This is a genomic window from Desulforegulaceae bacterium, assembly GCA_034006035.1.
Classification (GTDB): Bacteria; Desulfobacterota; Desulfobacteria; order Desulfobacterales; family JACKCP01; genus JACKCP01.
On record JAVETN010000013.1, the window covers coordinates 53,877 to 73,086 of the forward strand.

Genomic DNA, 19,210 nt, shown 5'->3' on the forward strand with positions numbered 1-19,210 from the left:
TATACTTTGTGCTTTTGTGTCAGCTATTTATCATGGAGGTAAAGGAAATATCTGTTATTTCATTTTTCATTAACTTTTTTACAATTAAATTTACTATACTTGTTACAGGAATTTTAAATCTATAGTAAATTCTGTGTTTTTAATTTTCAAAAACAGGAGCTGCTGAATTTTTTTCTATTTTATCCTGGCTTACCCAGACCCCAATAAGAATAAGAGCACCTGCAAAGCATTGAGTAAGGGTAAATCTGTCGTCTAAAAGAGCCCATCCCCAGATTACTGAAAAAATAGGAATAAGATTTACAAAGATAGAAGCTTTGCTTGCAGGGATTTTGCTTACTCCGAAATTAAAAAGTCCATAAGCTCCCATGGTGATAAAGGTTCCAAGGTAAATAAGGATAAATACAGGAAAAACAGGCCATTCTGTAGGAAAGGCAATTGTTCCTGTAAGGCTTCCTGTAAAAAGAATAAGTGCAAAAAATATGGAACCGCAGAAAGTTTGAATAGCTGTAAGGAAAAAAGGGTTGTAGGTACTGCTCAGTCGTTTTAAAAGAAGGGTGTATCCTGCTGCACATATCATTGCAAGGAATTCAAAAAAGTTGCCCAGGATGGGATTTGGAGATTCCGCATCTCCTCCTCCTGAAAAGCTTAGTGCAATAGCCCCTATAATTGCCATTATAAAACCTGCGTATGTTTTTTTTGAGCTTGTTTCTCCAAGAAATAAAGCTGCTCCTATGGCAACTATAAGAGGAAGAAGGGCAGTGATCATCCCTGCCTGGGATGAAGTTGTATTTTTAAGAGCAAGAGCTTCAAAAACAAAGTAAATACATGGCTCTAAAACAGCCATAGCTAAAATAAGATAAATATCTTTTCTTTTTATTTTTATGGGTTTTATAAAAGGAAGGAGAGGAAGAAAACATAGGCTGGCAATAATCATCCTTGAAAAAATTACAAACATGGGCGGAAAATATCTGAATGAATATTTTAGGGCAACAAAAGTGCTTGACCATAAAATCATTGCAACAACTAATGCTATAAAAGGTATAGATTTTCTCATTTAAAATCTCCGATTCTTTGTTAATGCCCAAATTTAGGCAAAAGATCTTTTTATACCTTTTTTAATTGTTTGTGAAGGGATTTTTAAGATAAGCCTGGATATACTTTAAAACAAGGGACTTAGCTTTTTCCTTCAAGAAGATTTTTTATCTCCATCATCTTGGATACATGAAAATCCGCCTCAAGCTTTTCATTGCAAAAGGCAATAAATTTAACTTCGGCTTTAAATGCTGCAATTTGGTCAAGTGGTGAGTCACCTATATAAAGCATGTTTTTAAACTTTATTTTAAGCTCATTTTTTATTTTAATAAGCTGTTCAGGGTGGGGCTTTGGATTTTCAACATCAGAGGCTGTTACAAGAATATCAAAGTAGGGATTTAGATTGAAAACTTCCATTACCCTGTCCATTGTATTTGATCTGTTTGTAGCAATCCCTGTTTTAAAATTATTGTTTTTTAAAAAATTAAGAAGCTCCATAAAGTTTTCGGTCATTTCCATATAAGGAACAAAATCTATATAAGGAACTCTTTTTCTTTCTTTTTGGATAAGTTTAGGATCAATGTTGTGGTTTTCAAAAAGATGTTTAATTGAATCTTCTCCTGTGTGCATTTTTACAAATTCAGACTGGGAGTCTGTCATTGGAGGAAGGTTCAGTCTTTTAAGAATGGCATTATAATATTGTCTGTTTAGTTCTTCTGTCTGAAACATTACTCCGTCGCAGTCAAAAACTATGGTAGTTATATTTTGAAGTGAATTCATTTTATTTAATATTCCCGAAAATGTTGATTCTTAGTGCTGGTTTAAGTTTGCTATCTGTTTTTAAAAATAAAATATCTGAATAAGTTCCTTTTTCTTTCTTTTTATTGGAGATAACAAGACTAAAGGAATTATTTTCAAGCTTTTCAAGTTTGTAGTCAATTGATTTCCCATTTGCCGCAATCATATCAAGGATTTTAAATTCGTAGTTTTGTCTGGGAGTTATGATAATTGTTTCTTTTACTTCTTCTCCTACTTTTCCCCATAAATGTGCTTTTTCAGGCTCAATTGAAACAATGGAATTTATTTTAGCTGTTATTTTTAAAACAACCTTTTTGTTTTCATTATCATTGGTGTAAGCATAAACTTCCTCAACAATAGTTCTTCCCCCTTTTCCTGAAGTTGGGATTATGATTTGAATTTCTCCTGTCATACCTGGCAGGACTTCCTCTGAGTAAGAGGGAATATCGCAGCCTCAGCCCCTTGCCTTTAGATTTTTAATTTCAAGTTTTTCATTGCCCGAATTTTTGAACTTAAAAGTATGAACAAGTTTTTTTCCTTCAATTAGATCCTCATAAATAACCTCAGGCTCTTTTATTTCGAACTTAGGACTTTGGGCATAAATAAGGCTGGTCATTAAAATAAAGAGGGTAATTGTAAAAAAACAAATTTTTTTCATTTTAAATTTTTACCTTTATTATTTCACTGGTTTTGGTGTTGTAAAGAGCAAATCCCGGGCTTCCTTCTTTTCCCATTATTTCTCCAGGGTTCAATAATAGTGTTGAGTTTATTTTTTTGCAATACCAGGTATGGGAATGCCCAAAACACACAAGATCGTATTGTTCTGATTTTGCAAGGGGTTTGGCTAGATCAAAATAATGGGTGAATGCTATTTTTTTAAAGTTTAAGTTTATTTCTCCAAATCTTTCATAGAGTTTTACATTTTTAAGAATTGTTTTTGTATACTCAATCATTTTTATTTTGTCACCGTCATTGTTTCCAAAAACTCCGTAAAAAGGTATGTTAATTGATGCCAAAAGCTTTAAGGAAAAAGGAGCAATAAAATCTCCGCAATGGATAATTGCTTCAACTTTTTTTTGCCTGCATATCAAAAGAGCTTTTTGAATCATATCAAGGTGGTCGTGGCTGTCACTCATTATTGCTATAAGCATTTGTTTTCACTCAAAAGGAAAGAAATTAAAATAAATATAAAAACACCTAAAAAAGCCTGAACCATCTTTTTTCCCCTCAAGATTTAAATATTTGAGATATCCCAGGATAAGCTTTTTATCATCAACCAAACAACTTTAACTAGAGCAGAGCTGATTTTAGGCTTGTCAAATGAATCTGTCAAAATATTAAGGGCTGATTTTGTTTTTTTACATCATTGAGTATGGGTCGATATCAAAAGTAACTCTTAAATCAGAAGGCAGGGATGAAAAAGTTGATTTAAATTGTTTTAAAATAAGATTTAATTCTCCTGCGGTTTTTGATTTTAAAAGAATTTGAAAACGAAACCTTGTCGCAGCAATATAAACTGGAGATTTTGCTGGTCCCATTATAATTATTTCCGATTTTAATTCAGACTTTAAATTCTCAAGACAATTTCTGCATTTTTTTGAAAATTGATCCGCAAGCTCTTCTTTGGTACCGGAAATTTTAACAAGGGCTATTTTTGCAAAAGGAGGATAAAAAAGCGACTTTCTAAAATTTATCTCTTCTTTGTAAAAATTTATAAAATTCTGGGTTTTTGCGGTTTGAATGGAAAAATGGTCGGGATTATAGGTCTGCATAATGACTTTACCTTTTTTTTCACCCCTTCCAGTTCTTCCTGCAACCTGAGACAAAACCTGGAATGTTTTTTCGGCTGCTCTGAAATCTGGGAAATTAAATCCATGGTCGGCATTTATTATTCCAACAAGGGTGATGTTTGGAAAGTCATGGCCTTTGGCAATCATCTGGGTTCCAATAATAATATCTGCTTTTTTTTGTCTGATTGCCTTGAGTTTTTTTACAAGTTCTCCTTTTTTTCTTGTTGTGTCCTGATCCAGCCTTATTATTGTTGAATCCCTGAATAAAAATTCGCAAGCTTTTTCTATTTTTTCAGTTCCTGTCCCAAGGTGAACAAGTTCTGGGTTTGCACAGTTTGGACATTCTTTTGGAATTTTTTGTCTATATCCGCAAAGATGGCAAACAAGACTTTCGTTTGATTTATGATATGTCATTGTAACTGAGCAAAATCTGCATTTCAAAGCTTCAGAGCAAAGGTTGCACAAAAGAAAGCTTGAATAGCCTCTTTTGTTTAAAAAAAGAAGAACCTGTTCCTTTTGCTTAAGTCTTTTATTTATTTCCATTGCAAGATAATATGAAATAAACCTGTAAGCTCCTTTGTCTTTGGCTGATTTTTTTAAATCATAAACAGAAACTTCAGGAAGACAGGATTTATTTACTCTTTTTTTTAAATAAAGGATTTCAAACTTATTGGTTTGGGTATTTGTATAGGTTTCAATAGAAGGAGTGGCAGAACCAAGCACCACAGGGCAATTTTCGGTTTTTGCCCTTACAATTGCCATATCTCTTGCATTGTAGTTGGGAGCTGAATCTTGTTTGTATGATTGGTCATGCTCTTCATCAACAACTATAACTCCTATGTTTTCAAGGGGGGCAAAAATTGCAGATCTTGCTCCTATTACAACTGTTTTTTTCTTTTCAGCAATCAAAGTCCATTGATCAAGCTTTTCTCCTGGAGATAGATTGGAATGAATTACAGCTGTCTGGTCTCCAAACCTTGCCTTAAATCTTCTTTCTGTTTGGGAAATAAGAGAAATTTCAGGGACAAGCACAAGGGCAGTTTTTTTTAATTCCAGGGCTTGTTTTACAAGATTTAAATAAACTTCGGTTTTTCCGCTTCCTGTAATTCCGTAAAGAAGATACCTTTTAAATTTTTTTCCAACAAAAGGTTTTATCTTTTCAAAGGCCTGAAGCTGTTCCTCATTTAAAACAGGAGGAATGTCTTTTTCCACAGCCTCGCCAAGGGGATCTCTTAAAACTCTTTTTTCACTTTCTTTTACAAGCCCTTTTTTAATCAAAGCATTAATTACTTGTGATGAGCCTTTTTCTTTTGCACTTATTTCTTTTTTTAAAACTTCTTTATCAAAGGGAATTCTTTCTAGAACTCTTATTTGTTTATCAGTAAGTTTGGTTATTGATTCAGATTTTTGTCTTTTAAGAAAGTTTTCAAGTTTTTCTTTGGTTTTAGGTTTTGGGATAAAAAATTCAAACTCAATTAAATCTTTATTTCTAAGGCTGTTCAGTTCGTTTTTTTTAACACCTGAGCCAAGAAGTTCTTTTTCTGTTTTTTCCCCGTCTCTTAAAAGGTTTAAGACTTTAAAAGTTGTGTAATTTTTTGGGTCATTTAATAATTCCAGTCCCTTGGGAGTTGTTTTAAATATTTTTGAAATATCAGGGTTAATTCCAGAAGGAAGGGCTGATTTAATTACAAGGCCTGGAGGGTAAATATAATAATTTGAAATCCATTCAAAAAGACTTAAGAGTTTTTCTGAAAAAAACGAATTTTTATCAGGAACTTCTATAATCTCTTTAATTTGGAAGTCTGTTTCAGGTTTTTTATTTAATACTTTTTTTATATATCCTGTTATTTTTCTGTTTCCAACAGGAGCTATCACTCTTTTTCCTGGTTCAACTTCTTTTTCAAGGTATTTTGGCACTCCATAAATAAAGAAATCATTCACAGGAAGGCAAAGATAAACTTCAATGTATAAATTCATAATATTTTACTGGTGATCTATCACCTGAGTCCTTAAGATTTATCCCCTGAAAAAAGAGCATAAGGGATTGTTTTTTGGTAGAGACCAAACTTGTGGGCTTATCATTATAACCGGAGCAAGCTGAAATCTTTTATATTCGCTTATATAAAACTTGGTTAGAATTTTTTCCAGGTCTTCTTTTTTAAACCCTGATTTTATAATTTCCTCTGGAGATTTTTTTTCATCAAAATAAGCTGAGATTATTTTGTCAGCTGTTTTATATTCAGGAAGATCGTCTTCATCTTTTTGCCCGGGTTTAAGTTCTGCTGAAGGAGCTTTATTTATTATATTTACAGGAATCATTTCTTTTCCTTCAATTTTATTAATATACTCTGAAATCTCCCAGACTTCTGTTTTTGTAAGATCTCCAATGGGAGCAACCGCTCCACAGGAATCTCCGTAAAGGGTGCAATAGCCTACAATTGCTTCTGTTTTGTTTCCTGTATCAATTAAAAGGGCATTTTCTTTGTTTGAAATACCCATTAAAAGAGTTCCTCTTATTCTTGCCTGAATATTTTGCTCTGTTATTGAGTGGGCACTTTTATCAAATCCTTTATACATTTTTAGAAATGCTTCAAAACTTTCTTTAATGGGAATCACATCTCTTTTAAAATTAAAGTTTTTTGCAAGAAGGGCAGTGTCTGTTTCATTTTCAGGATCAGTATAATCTGAAGGCATGAAAACCGTATGAATATTTTCACTTCCAAGGGCTCTGGCTGAAATTGCCGCAGCCAGTGCCGAATCTATTCCACCGCTTGATCCAATTACAGCCTTTTTAAATCCTGATTTATAAAAATAGTCTTTTAGTCCTGTTTCAAGGGCTTTTAAAATAAGTGCATTTTTAGAAGGGAGCTTTAATTCCTTTTTTGTACTTTTGTTAAAATCTGTAATTAAAAGCTCTTCTTCAAATGGTTTTCCATAATTTAAAAGTTCGCCTTTGTTATTAAAAAATGAGGAAAAACCATCAAACACAATTGAATCAGCTCCTCCTGCTAAATTAACAAAAACTATTTTTGTGTTTTGATTTAAAGCTTGATTTTTAAAGGTTTCAAATCTTTTATCAATGGTGTTTTTTATAAAAGGAAGAGGTGTTAAATCAATAAAAAAGTCACAGGATTCATTGTTATTATTATGAAAAGAGAGTTTGATTTTTTTGCCTTTAAAATCAATTAATTTGTTTTTGCCGTCAAAAGGAAGAAAATAATTTTTTTCATTATAAACTTCCCAGGAAGAAAGCTCTGACTTATAAATTTCTGATTTAATTTTTTTGTTTTTAATAAAAGCTGCAGTATTTAAAAGCCCTTTTTTGCTTATTTTGGGATAGGTTAAAATAATTGCAATATCTTTTGTAAACAAACTTATTTCTTCAACAGCTTTTTGACATTTATTTAAAAACTCATTTCTTTTTAAAAAAGATTTTGGCGGGTATCCGCAAATACTCATTTCAGGAAATATAATAAGGTCGCAGTTAATTTTTTTGGCTTTTTTTATATATTCAATGATTTTATTTTTGTTTCCTTCAAAATCACCTATAATAGGATTTATTTGTCCGGCTGCTATTTTCATGGCTTACCTTTTTATTTAAATTTTTATAAAACATATCCATTATTTTAAAGAGGTACAAGAAAAAAAGAACAGGAAAATATCTGCAGTATTGGTTTGTAAGGCAGTAGAAAAATATTAAAGAAAACAGAAATGAAAATCTTAAAAATTGAGATCCAACAAAATCAGGATTTTATAGGTAGATGAGTTTATGGTTAACTTGTTTTCTAACAACCTGTCGGGCTGGGTAAAAATGATTCTTTGTTCAGTTGCTAATTAAGTTTTGTGAATTTTAAATATAAGGATAAAATATGAAAATTCTTGTTACAGGTGCAGCCGGATATGTGGGGCGCAGGCTTGTTTACAGACTTTTAAAAGAAACTTCCCACAAGCTTAATCTCTTTGTTATGAATAAAAATGAAGTTCAGTTTTCAGAGTCTTCAAGAATTAAAGTTTTTGAAGGTTCAACTTTTGATGAAAAATCCCTTGATTCAGCAATGGAAAGTGTAGACTGTGCATATTATCTTATACATTCAATGGGAGTAAAAGGAGATTTTGAAGAACTTGACAAAATCAGTGCTAAAAATTTCAGGGAAAGCTGTATAAAAAATAATGTCAAAAAAGTTATTTATCTTGGAGGCCTTGGTCTTAGTTCAAACTCAAGTCCTCATTTAAAAAGCAGAATAGAAACCGGAGAAATTTTATCGGATAATAGTAAAAAATACCTTACAATTTGGTTTAGAGCCGGAATTATAATAGGATCAGGATCTGCAAGCTTTGAAATACTTAAAAATCTTTCGCAAAAACTTCCGGTTCTTATAACTCCGAAATGGGTTGAAACAAAAACAGAACCGATTTTTATAAATGATGTTGTTTCATATCTTATAAAAGCAGTTGATCTTGATTCTTATGATAATTGTATTGTGGATATAGGCTCTGAAATTATGAGTTTTAGGGAAATGATTGAAAAAGCTTCGCAAATAATGGGGCTTAAAAGAATAATTGTTCCTGTTCCTTTTTTTACTCCAAAACTTTCTTCTTACTGGCTGGTTTTTATTACTCCTGTGCCCTTAAGAATTGCAGCTCCCCTTGTGGAAGGACTTAAGCATGAAACAATCAAACAGAATTCAAATGCTATAAGCTATTTCCCTGATATTTCCCCTGTAAAATTTGATGATGCAATAAAAAAAGCCATTCATGAAGCTGAAATTAATCAGGTTATAAGCAGATGGTCCGATGGAAGCTGTACCCCCGGAGTTTTTTGTGAGCCTTCCTCTTTTGCAGGAGCATCTGTATTTAAAATAAGGGAAAAAGCTGATTTTAAAAACATTTCTCCTGAAAAAATATTTAAATCAATGAAGAAGGCCGGTGGGAAAAGGGGATGGTATAGATATCATTTTTTATGGTCTGTAAGAGGTGCCATAGACAAAATTTCAGGAGGATACGGTCTTGGCAGGGGAAGAAGAGATAGTAAAAATTTAAGGATAGGTGATTCCATAGATTTTTGGAAAGTTGTAGATCTTGTTGAAAATAAAAGGATTTTGCTTTTTGCTGAAATGAAGCTTCCAGGTAAAGGCTGGCTTGAATTTTTAATTGATGGAAATCATGCTGTTGTAACAGCATATTTTATACCAGACGGCCTTTTTGGCAGGTTGTATTGGGTGTCCATGAGTTTTTTTCATAAGCTTATTTTCAAGGATATGGTCAGGTCAATAGTTAAGCATTCCTGAAAAGGACATATTTTAAAGCTTGATGAGAAAAAAATATCTGTTTTTCAAGAGGTCTGTTTTTTTAATTTTTCTTACCAAAAAGAAAGAAAAAAGTTTTCCAAATCATTAATATCTACTTCATTGCCGGCTAGAAAAAAACCGGCAATGGATCAATCTTTATTTTATTCCTTTAAGAAATTCAGGTTTAAAATAATCAGCATCTGGATATTCATAAAACCCTTTTCTTGATTTAATTCCAAGAAGTCCTTTATCAACAAATTCTTTTAAAAATTCAGCATTTTTCTTGGATTGTTTATCATTTGTTGTTGTTGCCCAAAAATCTGTTATTTTCCAAACAGTTTCAAGCCCAACAGAATCCATCATTCCAAAAGGGCCTATGGGTGCTTTTAAAACTCCCATCCAGGCTTTGTCTACATCTTCATAAGATGCAACTCCTTTGCTTGCAAGGGTAAGTGCTGTTGCAAAAAGAGTGGAAAGCATATTGTTGAAAACATAACCATTATATTCTTTTTTTAGTTCTATGGCATAGTGGTCAATATCTTTTGTAAATTGTCTTACTATTTCAAGGGTTTCTTCTGATGTTTTTGGGTGAGGCATTATATCAACAAGATTTGTAAGCTGAAGATCATGAAAGTGAAGAGCTGCAAGTTTTTCAGGTCTTCCTGATGCGTCTGCAAACATTGATGGAACAAGGGTTGATGAATTGGTTGTAAATACAGTGTGTTCAGGGCAGATTGTGTTAAATTGAGCAAATACTTTGCCTTTGAGTTTTGGATCTTCAGGCACAGATTCACTTATAATATCAGTATTTTTTCCTGCTTCATCTGGATCTGTTGTAAACTTAATCCTTTTGATTCCTTCCTCTGCTGCTTCCCTGGAAAATCTTCCTGAGGCTGCAATTTTTTTGGCAAGCTTTGGAAGTCTTTCTTCTGCTTTTTTAATAAAATCTTCATTAATATCGTAAATTGTCACATTAAAACCTGAAACAGCTGACTGAAGTCCAATTTGTTGTCCCATGGTGCCTGCACCAAGAATAAGAACATTGTTGATTTTAAAGCTCATTATAGCTCCTGAGTATGGTTTAATTAAAAAAATTTAAATTTTATTTTAAGCTTTTATTTTTTTATTTAAAAGTAAAAAAACTTGAAACTTTGTTTTTTCTTTTTTTAAGCAGACCTTTAATTTGCAAAATTTTTTTTGGAGTTTATCAAAGCTTCAGAAATTAAAAAAACTATGATAAACTTCTGGTAAATCTGAGTTTTTAATTACTCTGAAATAGCTGTGATTTCAGCAAGTTCAAAATTAATTTCTTTTCCTGTATTTTCCTTTACAATTCTTTCAATTTCGCTTTGGGTAAGTTGGCTTTGCGATTTTATCTTCTTCATCTTGTCAATTTCTAATTTGTTTTCTGCAAAATTTCCATGGGGCAGATAAATTGTCCCATTTGAAAAATCCACTGCAAAGGCAATCACTCCGGGAACAAGAAAGAAAAGAAGGCCTAGTCCGTCTAAAACAGCAACTCCTGGATCTATTTTTCCAGAAATTTGGCCTTTTCTTTCAGGATAAAAAATTGTTCCACAGGAAAAACTTATAAAACAAATAAAAAAAGCTGTAATTAAAGCAATGAGTTTGGTTTTGAGATTTTTGATTTGCATTTTCTAGTCCTTTTTAAAGTTCAATAAGATTATTAACATATTACATCTATTGAAAATGAAAAAACAACAAGTTTGTTTTTGGGTGAAGTTTCTAAGTTTTTGCCTAAACTTTATTTGGGCTTAGGATTGACAGAACATTGTTTAAAAAGACAGCATGGCTTATAATATGCTTGTATTTAAATTGTTAAGTCCTGGTTTGTTTGATATCTTTCGAAATAAGCTTGACTGAAAAATAAATGTTTGGATAACTTTAATTCAGGCCAAAGATTTTTTCAGGAAATAAGTAAAACTTGAACCCAAGGTAGGCTGTTATGCCTGTAAAAAAATTTATAAAGTTTTCCAATAACACTTCTTTTAGAATAGCACTTCCTGCAATCACAACCATTTTGCTTTTCGTGATTGTAATTTTTTTTATTTTCCTTCCCCATATAGAAAAAAGTTTTGTTTTAAGAAAAAAAGAAATGATAAAAGAACTTACAGAAACTGTGTGGAGTCTTGTTGAAAGCTATAGGGAGCGTGAACTTTCAGGAGAATTAAGCACAGATGAAGCAAAACTCCGTGCAGTTTTAAGAATTGGAAAGCTCCGTTATGGGCCAGAATTAAAAGATTGTTTCTGGATTACAGATACAACACCCAGGATAATTTTGCATCCCTATCATCCTGATATTCAAAATAAAAAAATTGCTGATATAGAAGATGAACAGATTAAAAATTTGTTTTTAAAATTTAATCAGGTTGTTAAGGAAAAAGGCTTTGGCTACATTGATTATCATTGGCAATGGAAAGATCAGCCTGGAAAAATTTCTCCCAAAACATCTTATACTAAAATCTTTGAACCCTGGGGCTGGATTGTAGGCACAGGAATGTATACTAATGATATTTATTCTGAAATAAATGCCATTAGAAACAAGCTTCTAGCTGTTTCAATTGGAATTTTGGGTCTTGTTCTTAGTCTTTCCCTTTATTCAATCAGGCAGACAATGAAAATGGATCGGGAATTGATCAAAACTTTTTTTGAACGCCAAAAACTTATGGAGTCTTTAAAAGAAAGTAAGGAAAGGTTTCGCAGTCTTTTGGAAACCACAAGTGACTGGATATGGGAAAGTGATGAAAAAGGCAGATTTACCTACTCCAGTCCAAGGGCAGAGGATTTGTTTGGCCTGCCAAGCGACGAAACAAAGGGCAAAACCATAATTGACTTTGTTCCTTTGGTTTTAAAAAGTGTTTACAAGGAGCCTTATGAGGAACTGATTAGTTTACAAAAACCATTTAAGGGATTTGAGGTTACCTGTCTTGGGAAAAACCGGCAAAATATTGTTTTGGAAATAAATGCTGTTCCAGTTTTTTCAGAAAAAGGCGAAATTTTGGGCTATAGAGGGGTTACCAGGGATATCAGTGTTCGTAAAATGGCAATGGAAGCTCTTAAAAAAAGCAGGGATCGCCTTCATTCCAATCTTGAGGAAACAGTTAAATCTCTTGTAGCAGCAGAGGAAAAACGGGATCCTTATACAGCAGGTCATCAAGAACGAGTTGATAAGCTTGCCTGTGCAATTGCAAGGGAGCTTGGACTTCCTGAAAAACAGATTGAAGGACTCCATTTTGCAGCTCTTTTACATGATATAGGAAAAATTGCCCTTCCATCAGAATTTTTGTCAAAGCCGACTTTATTGTCATCCCAGGAACAGGAAATTATAAAATGCCATGCTGAAATAGGCTATGATATATTAAAAAATATCAATTTCCCATGGCCTGTGGCAGAAATTGTTTATCAGCACCACGAACTTCTTGACGGCTCGGGTTATCCACGAGGACTTAAAGATGAAGAAATACTTTTGGAGGCCAAAATCCTTACAGTTGCCGATGTGGTTGAGGCAATGTCATCCCACCGACCTTATAGGCCCTCCCTTGGAGTTGAGGCATCTCTTAACCAAATTCGCAAAGGAAGAGGTGTGAAGTATCATGGGCCAAGTGTTGATGCCTGTTTAAAACTTATTCTTGAAAAAGGTTTTGATCTGGTGGGAGAAAAGCATGTGGATTTGCATAGCTGATAAGTTTTATAAGTTAAATATTAAAAAATGGAAATATAAATGAATGGACAATTAAGAGATAATATAAAACCCGGAGCAAGTGTAAATATTGTATTAAAAAAAGATCAGAGAAAAGGCACTCTTACCAAGGGAATTGTTAGGGATATTTTGACAAAATCAAAAAAACATTCCCATGGAATAAAGGTCAGGCTTGAAGACGGTCAGGTGGGAAGAGTAAAAGAAGTTTTTGATTAAGGAATTTTTTGATTACGATTGATAGCTTGCTAAATATTACCAGCGTTTTCATAGGTTGAAACAGTTTTTAAGTTTTTAAAAAAGGTTAAATAAATGCCGTATAAAATCATACGGCATAAGCTTTATGCCTGAGTTAATTAAAGGTTTTGTATTTAAAAATATTAAACGCTTAATTCAGGCTTTAATTTTGGGTTATAAATTCCCTTTAAGTCCAATTTCATCAGCTATAGTTTTCATTGCTTCAATTGTTTCTGACATAAGTTCGCCCAGGTCAATTTCAAGCATTTTTGCCCCTTTTTCAATTGTACTTCTGTTCACTCCAGCTGCAAAGCTTTTGTCCTTCCACTTTTTTTTAACGGACTTGAGCTTTATGTCTAAAATGCTTTTACTTGGTCTTACAAGGGCAGAAGCATTTATAAGCCCTGTAAGCTCATCTATTGCGTAAAGAACTTTTTCCATTTTGTGGACAGGTTCAACATCTGTACATATACCGTAGCCATGGCTCATTACAGCCCTTATATAATCTTTTGGCCAATTGTTTTCTTCAAGAATTTCCTTTGTTTTTTTACAATGTTCATCAGGCCATTTTTCGTAATCAAGGTCGTGGATAAGACCTATAATTCCCCATTTTTCTGGATCTTCTCCAAATTTTAATGCAAAATGTTTCATTGTTCCTTCAACAGCCAGGGCATGTTTAATAAGCCCTTCTGTTTTTGTATATTCTTTTAAAAGTTCTAATGCTTCTTTTCTTGTGGGTATGTATGAGTCGTTCATTTTATTCCTCCAGACCAGATTTTTGTTCAGTGATTAAGTATCAAGTTTGACAATCGCTGAAGTGAGATTAAATTATTAATTGATATCAGGGAAATAAAAAACAAAGATTTTGTCAATGTTTTAATTGAAGCCCAGTTGAAACAGGCAAAATCAGATTAAAAGTTTATAAGCATCAAATCTAAAGTTGATTGTTGGATGTAAGAAGAAACTTATAATTTCGTCTTTAAAACAGGGGGTTAAATGGGTAAGGAAAATGAAAATTTAAGTGTTTTTGATTTAAAGAAAATGTCTGAGCTTATGGTCAAGTATGTAGATAAACAATTGTGCCTGGCTGATGCTTTTGCAATGAACAGGGTTGAAACAGAGCTTCCTGAGCCTGCAGTGTTTTTTGATTTTTTAGAAGCTTTTCAAAAGTTTGCACTAAATCCGGAAACTGTTTTTAATTTAACTCTTAAAACTATGAAAGATTATAGTAAAGCTTCCTCTGATGTAGTTGTTGATTTCTTTGATTTGGAGAAAAGAAAAGAAAGAACAATGACAAATAGACGATTTAGATCCCCGGAATGGAATAGAAACCCTTTTTTTCAGCTTATGCGGGATTTTTATCTGATAAATTACAAAAACATTAAAGAAGCCGTTGCAAGTCTTGAAGATATTGATCCTGATAAAAAGAAAAGAGTGGCTTTTTATACAAAACAATTTCTTGAAGCAGTTTCCCCTGCGAATTTTTTAGCTACAAACCCTGAAATTATTCAGCATACTTTTGATAGAAAAGGTGAAAATCTTTTAAAGGGATTTGAGAATTTTCTAGATGATTTAAGCTGCGAAGACGGAACTCTTGATATAAAAATTTCAGATGACAGTGCATTTAAACCCGGGAAAAATATTGCCCTTACCAAAGGAAGTGTTGTTTATCAAAACGATCTTCTTCAGCTTATTCAATACAGCCCTTTAACACAAAGTGTTTTTGAGGTACCGGTTCTTATCACTCCCCCTTTTATCAATAAATATTATATCCTTGATATAAATGAGGAAAGTTCCCTGATTAAGTGGCTTATAGAGCAGGGCTATACTGTTTTTGTAATTTCATGGGTAAATCCTTCAGAAAAGCATTCAGAAAAAAGATACGAAGATTATATCCTTGAAGGTCAGGTTGAAGTTCTTGATGTTATTGAACAAATAACCAAGTCCAAAAAAGTTTCTGGTATAGGTTATTGTACAGGTGGAACTCTTCTTGCTACAACAGCAGCTTATTTGGAAGCAATTAATAAGCAAAAATTTGCATCGCTCACCTATATGGCAACATTGATTGATTTTTCAAAGCCAGGTGAACTTGGAAATTTTCTGGACGAATCACAGGTGGAAAAAACAATTGAGGACATGGAAGAGGTTGGATATTTAGACGGCAGGATTCTTGGCCAGACATTTAATATGCTAAACCCAAGCGATCTTGTTTGGTCATATGCTGTTCGTTATTATCTCAAAGGCAAGGGTCCTATTCCTTTTGATATTTTGTATTGGAACTCTGATGCAACAAATCTTCCAAAGAAAATGTATGCTTTTTATCTTAAGAGTATGTATGGGGAAAACAGGCTTAAAAAACCCGGCGGAATAACAATAGAGGGAGTTCCAATTGATCTTTCAAAAGTTAAGGTTCCTTCATATTTTCTTTCAACTGAAAATGATCATATAGTCCTGTGGGAAGCTGCTTTTAAAGGAGCTTTGCTTTTTCCAGGAAAAGTAAGATTTGTTTTAGGCGGTTCAGGTCATGTGGTGGGAGTTATTAACCCTCCTTTTAAAAGGAAGTACGGATACAGAGCTGCAGAGTTGGATTTTGATTCTCCTGAGGAGTTTTTAGAAAAAACTCAAAAGAAAAAAGGTTCATGGTGGGTTGACTGGTATGAATGGAATTCTGAGTTTTCAGGCAAACTGGTTCCAAAAAGAATACCTGGAAAAGGAAAGTTCAAAGAAATTGAAAAAGCTCCTGGAACCTATGCCCTGATAAGAGCTGAAGATATAGTCAAAGGAACTGGAATTCAGATCCAGTCTTAGATTTATAAAATAATTATAATCAAGTTTTTTAATAGATTTGCCAGTTCCCAAGCTTTTTGCTTGGGAACGAGTCCTGAACAAGTATGAGCCTAGGCCAAACTCGAAGTTTGCTGGTTCCCAAGCTCCTGCTTGGTAACCCATGTTTCAGATAAAAGAGCTTGCTGATTAATCAGCTTGCTTTATGTGTTTTTACAAATAAGTTCTGTTATTTCATATGCTTACATTCCCAAGCTGGAGCTTGGGAACGAGCCTCGAATTATGTGCGAGGGATATTCTTTGCTGGAATATCCCTAAATAAAAGGTGTGGGTAGTCGCAGAACTGGAGCTTGGGAACGAGCCTCGAATAAAAGATCTGGGTAATGGGTAGAGCTTTTTGCTTGGCAACTTAATTCAATAGGATTTGTTATTTTTTAAAGCTGTTTTAATTAAATGATTATCCAACAATTGCCTTAATTGCCTTAATTGTTGGAGGTCTTAAAAATAGCAACCCCTTGCACCTCTCCTATGCCGCCGTTTCCGTGTACAAGTCCATACGACGACTTTTTTGCATTTTTTAATTTTTGATACATCTCTATGACTCCGTTGAGGGCTGGATTGTTCCAAGGTGCCTTAGCAAAGTTCATTCCTCCTGTTATGGTGATTTCATAATCTTTTAATATTGCAGGTAATTGGGCCATATCGCCCACAATTTCTGTAGCGAGCAAAAAGGCCATTGGAATTGGTGGATAGCAGGTATAAGCTTCGAGATATAAGTTGCCTTTTTTAAATTCCTGAACAACATTTAAATTTGATTGATTGGCAGCAGCCTTAACAGCAGTTTTCAAGTGTGGAAATATATTTCCTTTTTTACCGACAATTTCATCTATTCTTTGTGGTGAGCCCTGGACCATACAATAGCTTGCACCTGTGACTTTTACTTTTTTATTTTCAGGGATCTGCAAAAGCTTGGATGTTTTTTTGCTGGTTACAATAATTCCTCCGGAAAAATCAATGTTGGGGTTTGCACAGTCAGTCAATTGAAATAAATTTGCCCCCAGATCACTTAGTGTCTTGCCCCGTTTTCCTTCTACTTCCAAGCCTAGTATATTTTCATAGGTTTTTTTATAGTTCAGGTATAATTGGTCACAAAGAAAAATGAATTCATCTTCAGATAAACAATGTTTTCTGCAAAGATTCTTTGCCAGATGATTGTAACACTCTAAGATGCTCTTATCTGGAAAAATTCTCATGGCTTGAGTTATAGCTTCTTTCCCATAAATTTGTTTATTGGTGAGTAATGGTTCATAGCCAAAAATAAATACCGCATCATAGAGATCATAGTTGATAAGTTCTTTTGCATCAGATAATGCCTGTATGGGCCCAGCCCCACTTTTATAGGTATTAATTTTACAAATTGACTGGCAATCAAATACCCTAAAATAAAATTTATTTGCCGCTTCAAAATTATTTATCAGGGGGTCAATAAAAAAATATCCAATTCTGCTTTTATTTTTCAAGAGCTTGTAGTGTATTTTTATTGCTTCCCAGAAAGTTTCCTTTGCCGATTTATAAGACACTTTACTTCCCAATCTATCCTCTAATTTACCTGAATAAATAATCTCTGTCATTTACTCACACTCCACCTGTTTTGAGTTCTTTGTTTTTTGACTTCTTTGGAAGAAAAATTTGAATAATATTATTTTATATTGAATGATGATATAATCCATAAAATTTCTAGACATATTAAATTATTAAAAGCAGGAGGTAAAAATGAATTACAATGCTGTGATAACTTCAACAGAAGACAAGGTTGGCACAATAACATTAAATCGTCCTGAAGAAAATAATACATTTAACATTCAAATGGCAACAGAACTTAATCATGCTTTGAAGGAGTTTGACAAGGATTCCAGTGTTAATGTGATAGTTATTAATGCTAATGGGCGAAATTTTTGCACAGGAATAGATGTAAATTATGTTGATGGAAAGTCCATGGAATCATACTTAGACTGGGTTAGGTTAATGGGGGAAATGAATTTAACCATAGCAAACATGGTTAAGCCTGTTATTGCTTCAGTTCATAGAATTTCTGTAGCAAATGGAATAGGACTTGTTGCTGGATGTGATTTGGCTATTGCCAGTGATACAGCTAAATTTGGTGCGACTGCCATCAATGTAGGATTGTTTTGTATGGGTCCGGCAGTACCTCTTTTAAGAAGCTTGGGCAGAAAAAGAACTCTTGAATTAATTATGACTGGAGATATTATCAATGCTGATAAAGCTTTGGAAATTGGCTTAATTAATAAAATAGTGGCTGAAGCAGATTTAATTGAAGAAACAAAAAAATATGCAAAAAAATTGGCTGACAAAAATCCTGTAACAATGCAGCTAGGTAAAAAATCGTTTTATCAGATTGAAGATATGAATTTTGAAGACGCAATTGAGCTAACTAATTATCATTTTGCAACTCTTTGCACTCTAGATTCTACCAAAGCTTCAATTGATGAATTTTTAGATAAAAACAGTAAAATTAACAAAAAGAAATAAAACTTAAATTTATATTTTTAAAATGCATTTTTATTATCTTAAAAATGCATTTTTTTTGTGGTTATTGTGGTTTGTGTTATCTAGTCTTTTTTTTTTGTAAAAAACAGGGTTGTTAAGCGGTTATAACTAAATGAAAAATATCAGATTTGTTGGAAATAAATATAATGGATTGGGATATTATAGAACCAGGAGAAAATTGATTTGAATACACAAACAATAAAAGATTTAGAAAAAAGATTATGGAATACTGCAGATGAACTAAGAGCAAATACAGGGCTAAAAGCATCAGAGTATTCAACTCCAATATTAGGGCTTATATTCTTAAAGTTTGCCGATAGCAAATACCATACATATGAAGAAGAAATAAATAAAGAATACCAAGAACTAAAAGGTGGAAGAAGAGAAAAGCCTATGGAGGAAATAGCAATAGAAAAATGTGGATTTTATCTTCCTAAAGAATCAAGATATGACTATTTATTAAATTTAAGCGAAGAAGAAGATATAGCAAAAAAGATTAAAGAAGCTATAGAGGGCATAGAAAAATATTCCCCTGAACTAGTTGGAATACTACCAAAAGACAGTTATCACAATCTAAGCAAAGAAGATAACAATAAAATATTAAATAGATTACTTAGAAACTTTAACGATATACCAATAGATATAGAAAACGATATCTTCGGAGAAATATATGAATACTTCTTAGGTAACTTTGCCCTAAAAGAAGGACAAGGTGGAGGAGAGTTCTTTACTCCTAGAACGGTGGTACAATATATGGTAGAGGTTCTAAAACCAAGAGAAGGAAAGATACTTGATCCTGCATGTGGTTCCGGAGGTATGTTTGTACAAGCTGCTCACTATGCTAAAAGGCAGAAAGAAAAGCATGGAGTGTTTTTTGCAACCGAAAAATGACCCCTCTTTGCAACCGAAATTTGACCCACCTGAGTTAAAAAAAATTAACAACTATCTACTACCTCAACTTTGTCGAAGTCTCCGCCGTTGCGGCCTGGATCGTA

17 protein-coding genes are annotated in these 19,210 nt (G+C 33.1%); 6 read left to right on the forward strand and 11 right to left on the reverse strand.

Going from position 1 to position 19,210, the window contains the following annotated elements; genetic code table 11:
• Window positions 1-139 precede the first annotated feature (139 nt).
• From RBR53_10000 to RBR53_10030, 7 genes are all read right to left on the reverse strand, one after another.
• Window positions 140-1,054, reverse strand: a complete 915-nt coding sequence (locus RBR53_10000) for a DMT family transporter (GenBank protein MDY0132988.1) — start codon at window positions 1,052-1,054, stop codon at window positions 140-142.
• 119 nt (window positions 1,055-1,173) lie between these two features.
• Window positions 1,174-1,812, reverse strand: a complete 639-nt coding sequence (locus RBR53_10005; protein ID MDY0132989.1) for an HAD family hydrolase — start codon at window positions 1,810-1,812, stop codon at window positions 1,174-1,176.
• 1 nt (window position 1,813) lies between these two features.
• Window positions 1,814-2,242, reverse strand: a complete 429-nt coding sequence (locus tag RBR53_10010; GenBank protein ID MDY0132990.1) for a hypothetical protein — start codon at window positions 2,240-2,242, stop codon at window positions 1,814-1,816.
• 42 nt (window positions 2,243-2,284) lie between these two features.
• A complete protein-coding gene (locus tag RBR53_10015) occupies window positions 2,285-2,488 on the reverse strand; it encodes a hypothetical protein (GenBank protein ID MDY0132991.1) in 204 nt (67 codons plus the stop codon).
• Between the two features lies 1 nt (window position 2,489).
• Window positions 2,490-2,981 carry a metallophosphoesterase gene (locus RBR53_10020; GenBank protein ID MDY0132992.1) on the reverse strand — a complete coding sequence of 164 codons (492 nt, stop codon included), beginning with the start codon at window positions 2,979-2,981 and terminating at the stop codon, window positions 2,490-2,492.
• 207 nt (window positions 2,982-3,188) lie between these two features.
• Window positions 3,189-5,597, reverse strand: a complete 2,409-nt coding sequence (gene priA, locus RBR53_10025) for a primosomal protein N' (GenBank protein MDY0132993.1) — start codon at window positions 5,595-5,597, stop codon at window positions 3,189-3,191.
• 39 nt (window positions 5,598-5,636) lie between these two features.
• Window positions 5,637-7,202, reverse strand: a complete 1,566-nt coding sequence (locus tag RBR53_10030; GenBank protein ID MDY0132994.1) for an NAD+ synthase — start codon at window positions 7,200-7,202, stop codon at window positions 5,637-5,639.
• Window positions 7,203-7,489: 287 nt separating this feature from the next.
• Here RBR53_10030 and RBR53_10035 point away from each other — a divergent pair, with 287 nt between their 5' ends.
• The gene (locus RBR53_10035) at window positions 7,490-8,908 is read left to right on the forward strand and encodes an SDR family oxidoreductase (protein ID MDY0132995.1); all 1,419 of its coding nucleotides are present in this window, start codon (window positions 7,490-7,492) and stop codon (window positions 8,906-8,908) included.
• 156 nt (window positions 8,909-9,064) lie between these two features.
• Here RBR53_10035 and RBR53_10040 read toward each other — a convergent pair whose 3' ends face one another.
• Window positions 9,065-9,970 (reverse strand): 3-hydroxyacyl-CoA dehydrogenase, encoded by a 906-nt coding sequence (locus RBR53_10040; protein MDY0132996.1) that lies wholly within the window; start codon window positions 9,968-9,970, stop codon window positions 9,065-9,067.
• A 203-nt stretch (window positions 9,971-10,173) separates the two neighbouring features.
• The gene (locus tag RBR53_10045; GenBank protein MDY0132997.1) at window positions 10,174-10,563 is read right to left on the reverse strand and encodes a hypothetical protein; all 390 of its coding nucleotides are present in this window, start codon (window positions 10,561-10,563) and stop codon (window positions 10,174-10,176) included.
• Window positions 10,564-10,874: 311 nt separating this feature from the next.
• Between RBR53_10045 and RBR53_10050 the strand changes: the two genes are divergently transcribed.
• Together RBR53_10050 and RBR53_10055 are read left to right on the forward strand one after the other, a co-directional pair.
• Window positions 10,875-12,611 (forward strand): cache domain-containing protein, encoded by a 1,737-nt coding sequence (locus RBR53_10050; GenBank protein ID MDY0132998.1) that lies wholly within the window; start codon window positions 10,875-10,877, stop codon window positions 12,609-12,611.
• 39 nt (window positions 12,612-12,650) lie between these two features.
• Window positions 12,651-12,845 carry a YwbE family protein gene (locus tag RBR53_10055; protein MDY0132999.1) on the forward strand — a complete coding sequence of 65 codons (195 nt, stop codon included), beginning with the start codon at window positions 12,651-12,653 and terminating at the stop codon, window positions 12,843-12,845.
• Between the two features lie 192 nt (window positions 12,846-13,037).
• Here RBR53_10055 and RBR53_10060 read toward each other — a convergent pair whose 3' ends face one another.
• Window positions 13,038-13,619: an HDIG domain-containing protein gene (locus RBR53_10060; GenBank protein MDY0133000.1), complete on the reverse strand. Its 582-nt coding sequence runs from the start codon at window positions 13,617-13,619 to the stop codon at window positions 13,038-13,040.
• Between the two features lie 240 nt (window positions 13,620-13,859).
• On the opposite strand from RBR53_10060, the gene phaC reads away from it, so the two are divergent.
• On the forward strand, window positions 13,860-15,671 hold the full coding sequence (gene phaC, locus RBR53_10065) for a class I poly(R)-hydroxyalkanoic acid synthase (protein MDY0133001.1): 1,812 nt from the start codon (window positions 13,860-13,862) through the stop codon (window positions 15,669-15,671).
• Between the two features lie 458 nt (window positions 15,672-16,129).
• Here the strand turns inward: phaC and RBR53_10070 are convergent, their stop codons facing one another.
• Entirely contained in the window at window positions 16,130-17,278 is a 1,149-nt protein-coding gene (locus RBR53_10070; protein MDY0133002.1) for a hypothetical protein, read from the reverse strand.
• Between the two features lie 142 nt (window positions 17,279-17,420).
• Between RBR53_10070 and RBR53_10075 the strand changes: the two genes are divergently transcribed.
• Window positions 17,421-18,197: an enoyl-CoA hydratase-related protein gene (locus RBR53_10075; GenBank protein ID MDY0133003.1), complete on the forward strand. Its 777-nt coding sequence runs from the start codon at window positions 17,421-17,423 to the stop codon at window positions 18,195-18,197.
• A gap of 201 nt (window positions 18,198-18,398) precedes the next feature.
• Entirely contained in the window at window positions 18,399-19,106 is a 708-nt protein-coding gene (locus tag RBR53_10080) for a class I SAM-dependent DNA methyltransferase (protein ID MDY0133004.1), read from the forward strand.
• The last annotated feature ends 104 nt before the right edge of the window (window positions 19,107-19,210 follow it).

What these genes read in the sequence shown, in the direction of transcription:
- RBR53_10000 (MDY0132988.1), bottom strand. Translation starts at nt 1,054, where the DNA reads ATGAGAAAATCTATACCTTTTATAGCATTAGTTGTTGCAATGATTTTA.
- RBR53_10005 (MDY0132989.1), bottom strand. Translation starts at nt 1,812, where the DNA reads ATGAATTCACTTCAAAATATAACTACCATAGTTTTTGACTGCGACGGA.
- RBR53_10010 (MDY0132990.1), bottom strand. Translation starts at nt 2,242, where the DNA reads ATGACAGGAGAAATTCAAATCATAATCCCAACTTCAGGAAAAGGGGGA.
- RBR53_10015 (MDY0132991.1), bottom strand. Translation starts at nt 2,488, where the DNA reads ATGAAAAAAATTTGTTTTTTTACAATTACCCTCTTTATTTTAATGACC.
- RBR53_10020 (MDY0132992.1), bottom strand. Translation starts at nt 2,981, where the DNA reads ATGCTTATAGCAATAATGAGTGACAGCCACGACCACCTTGATATGATT.
- priA (MDY0132993.1), bottom strand. Translation starts at nt 5,597, where the DNA reads ATGAATTTATACATTGAAGTTTATCTTTGCCTTCCTGTGAATGATTTC.
- RBR53_10030 (MDY0132994.1), bottom strand. Translation starts at nt 7,202, where the DNA reads ATGAAAATAGCAGCCGGACAAATAAATCCTATTATAGGTGATTTTGAA.
- RBR53_10035 (MDY0132995.1), top strand. Translation starts at nt 7,490, where the DNA reads ATGAAAATTCTTGTTACAGGTGCAGCCGGATATGTGGGGCGCAGGCTT.
- RBR53_10040 (MDY0132996.1), bottom strand. Translation starts at nt 9,970, where the DNA reads ATGAGCTTTAAAATCAACAATGTTCTTATTCTTGGTGCAGGCACCATG.
- RBR53_10045 (MDY0132997.1), bottom strand. Translation starts at nt 10,563, where the DNA reads ATGCAAATCAAAAATCTCAAAACCAAACTCATTGCTTTAATTACAGCT.
- RBR53_10050 (MDY0132998.1), top strand. Translation starts at nt 10,875, where the DNA reads ATGCCTGTAAAAAAATTTATAAAGTTTTCCAATAACACTTCTTTTAGA.
- RBR53_10055 (MDY0132999.1), top strand. Translation starts at nt 12,651, where the DNA reads ATGAATGGACAATTAAGAGATAATATAAAACCCGGAGCAAGTGTAAAT.
- RBR53_10060 (MDY0133000.1), bottom strand. Translation starts at nt 13,619, where the DNA reads ATGAACGACTCATACATACCCACAAGAAAAGAAGCATTAGAACTTTTA.
- phaC (MDY0133001.1), top strand. Translation starts at nt 13,860, where the DNA reads ATGGGTAAGGAAAATGAAAATTTAAGTGTTTTTGATTTAAAGAAAATG.
- RBR53_10070 (MDY0133002.1), bottom strand. Translation starts at nt 17,278, where the DNA reads ATGACAGAGATTATTTATTCAGGTAAATTAGAGGATAGATTGGGAAGT.
- RBR53_10075 (MDY0133003.1), top strand. Translation starts at nt 17,421, where the DNA reads ATGAATTACAATGCTGTGATAACTTCAACAGAAGACAAGGTTGGCACA.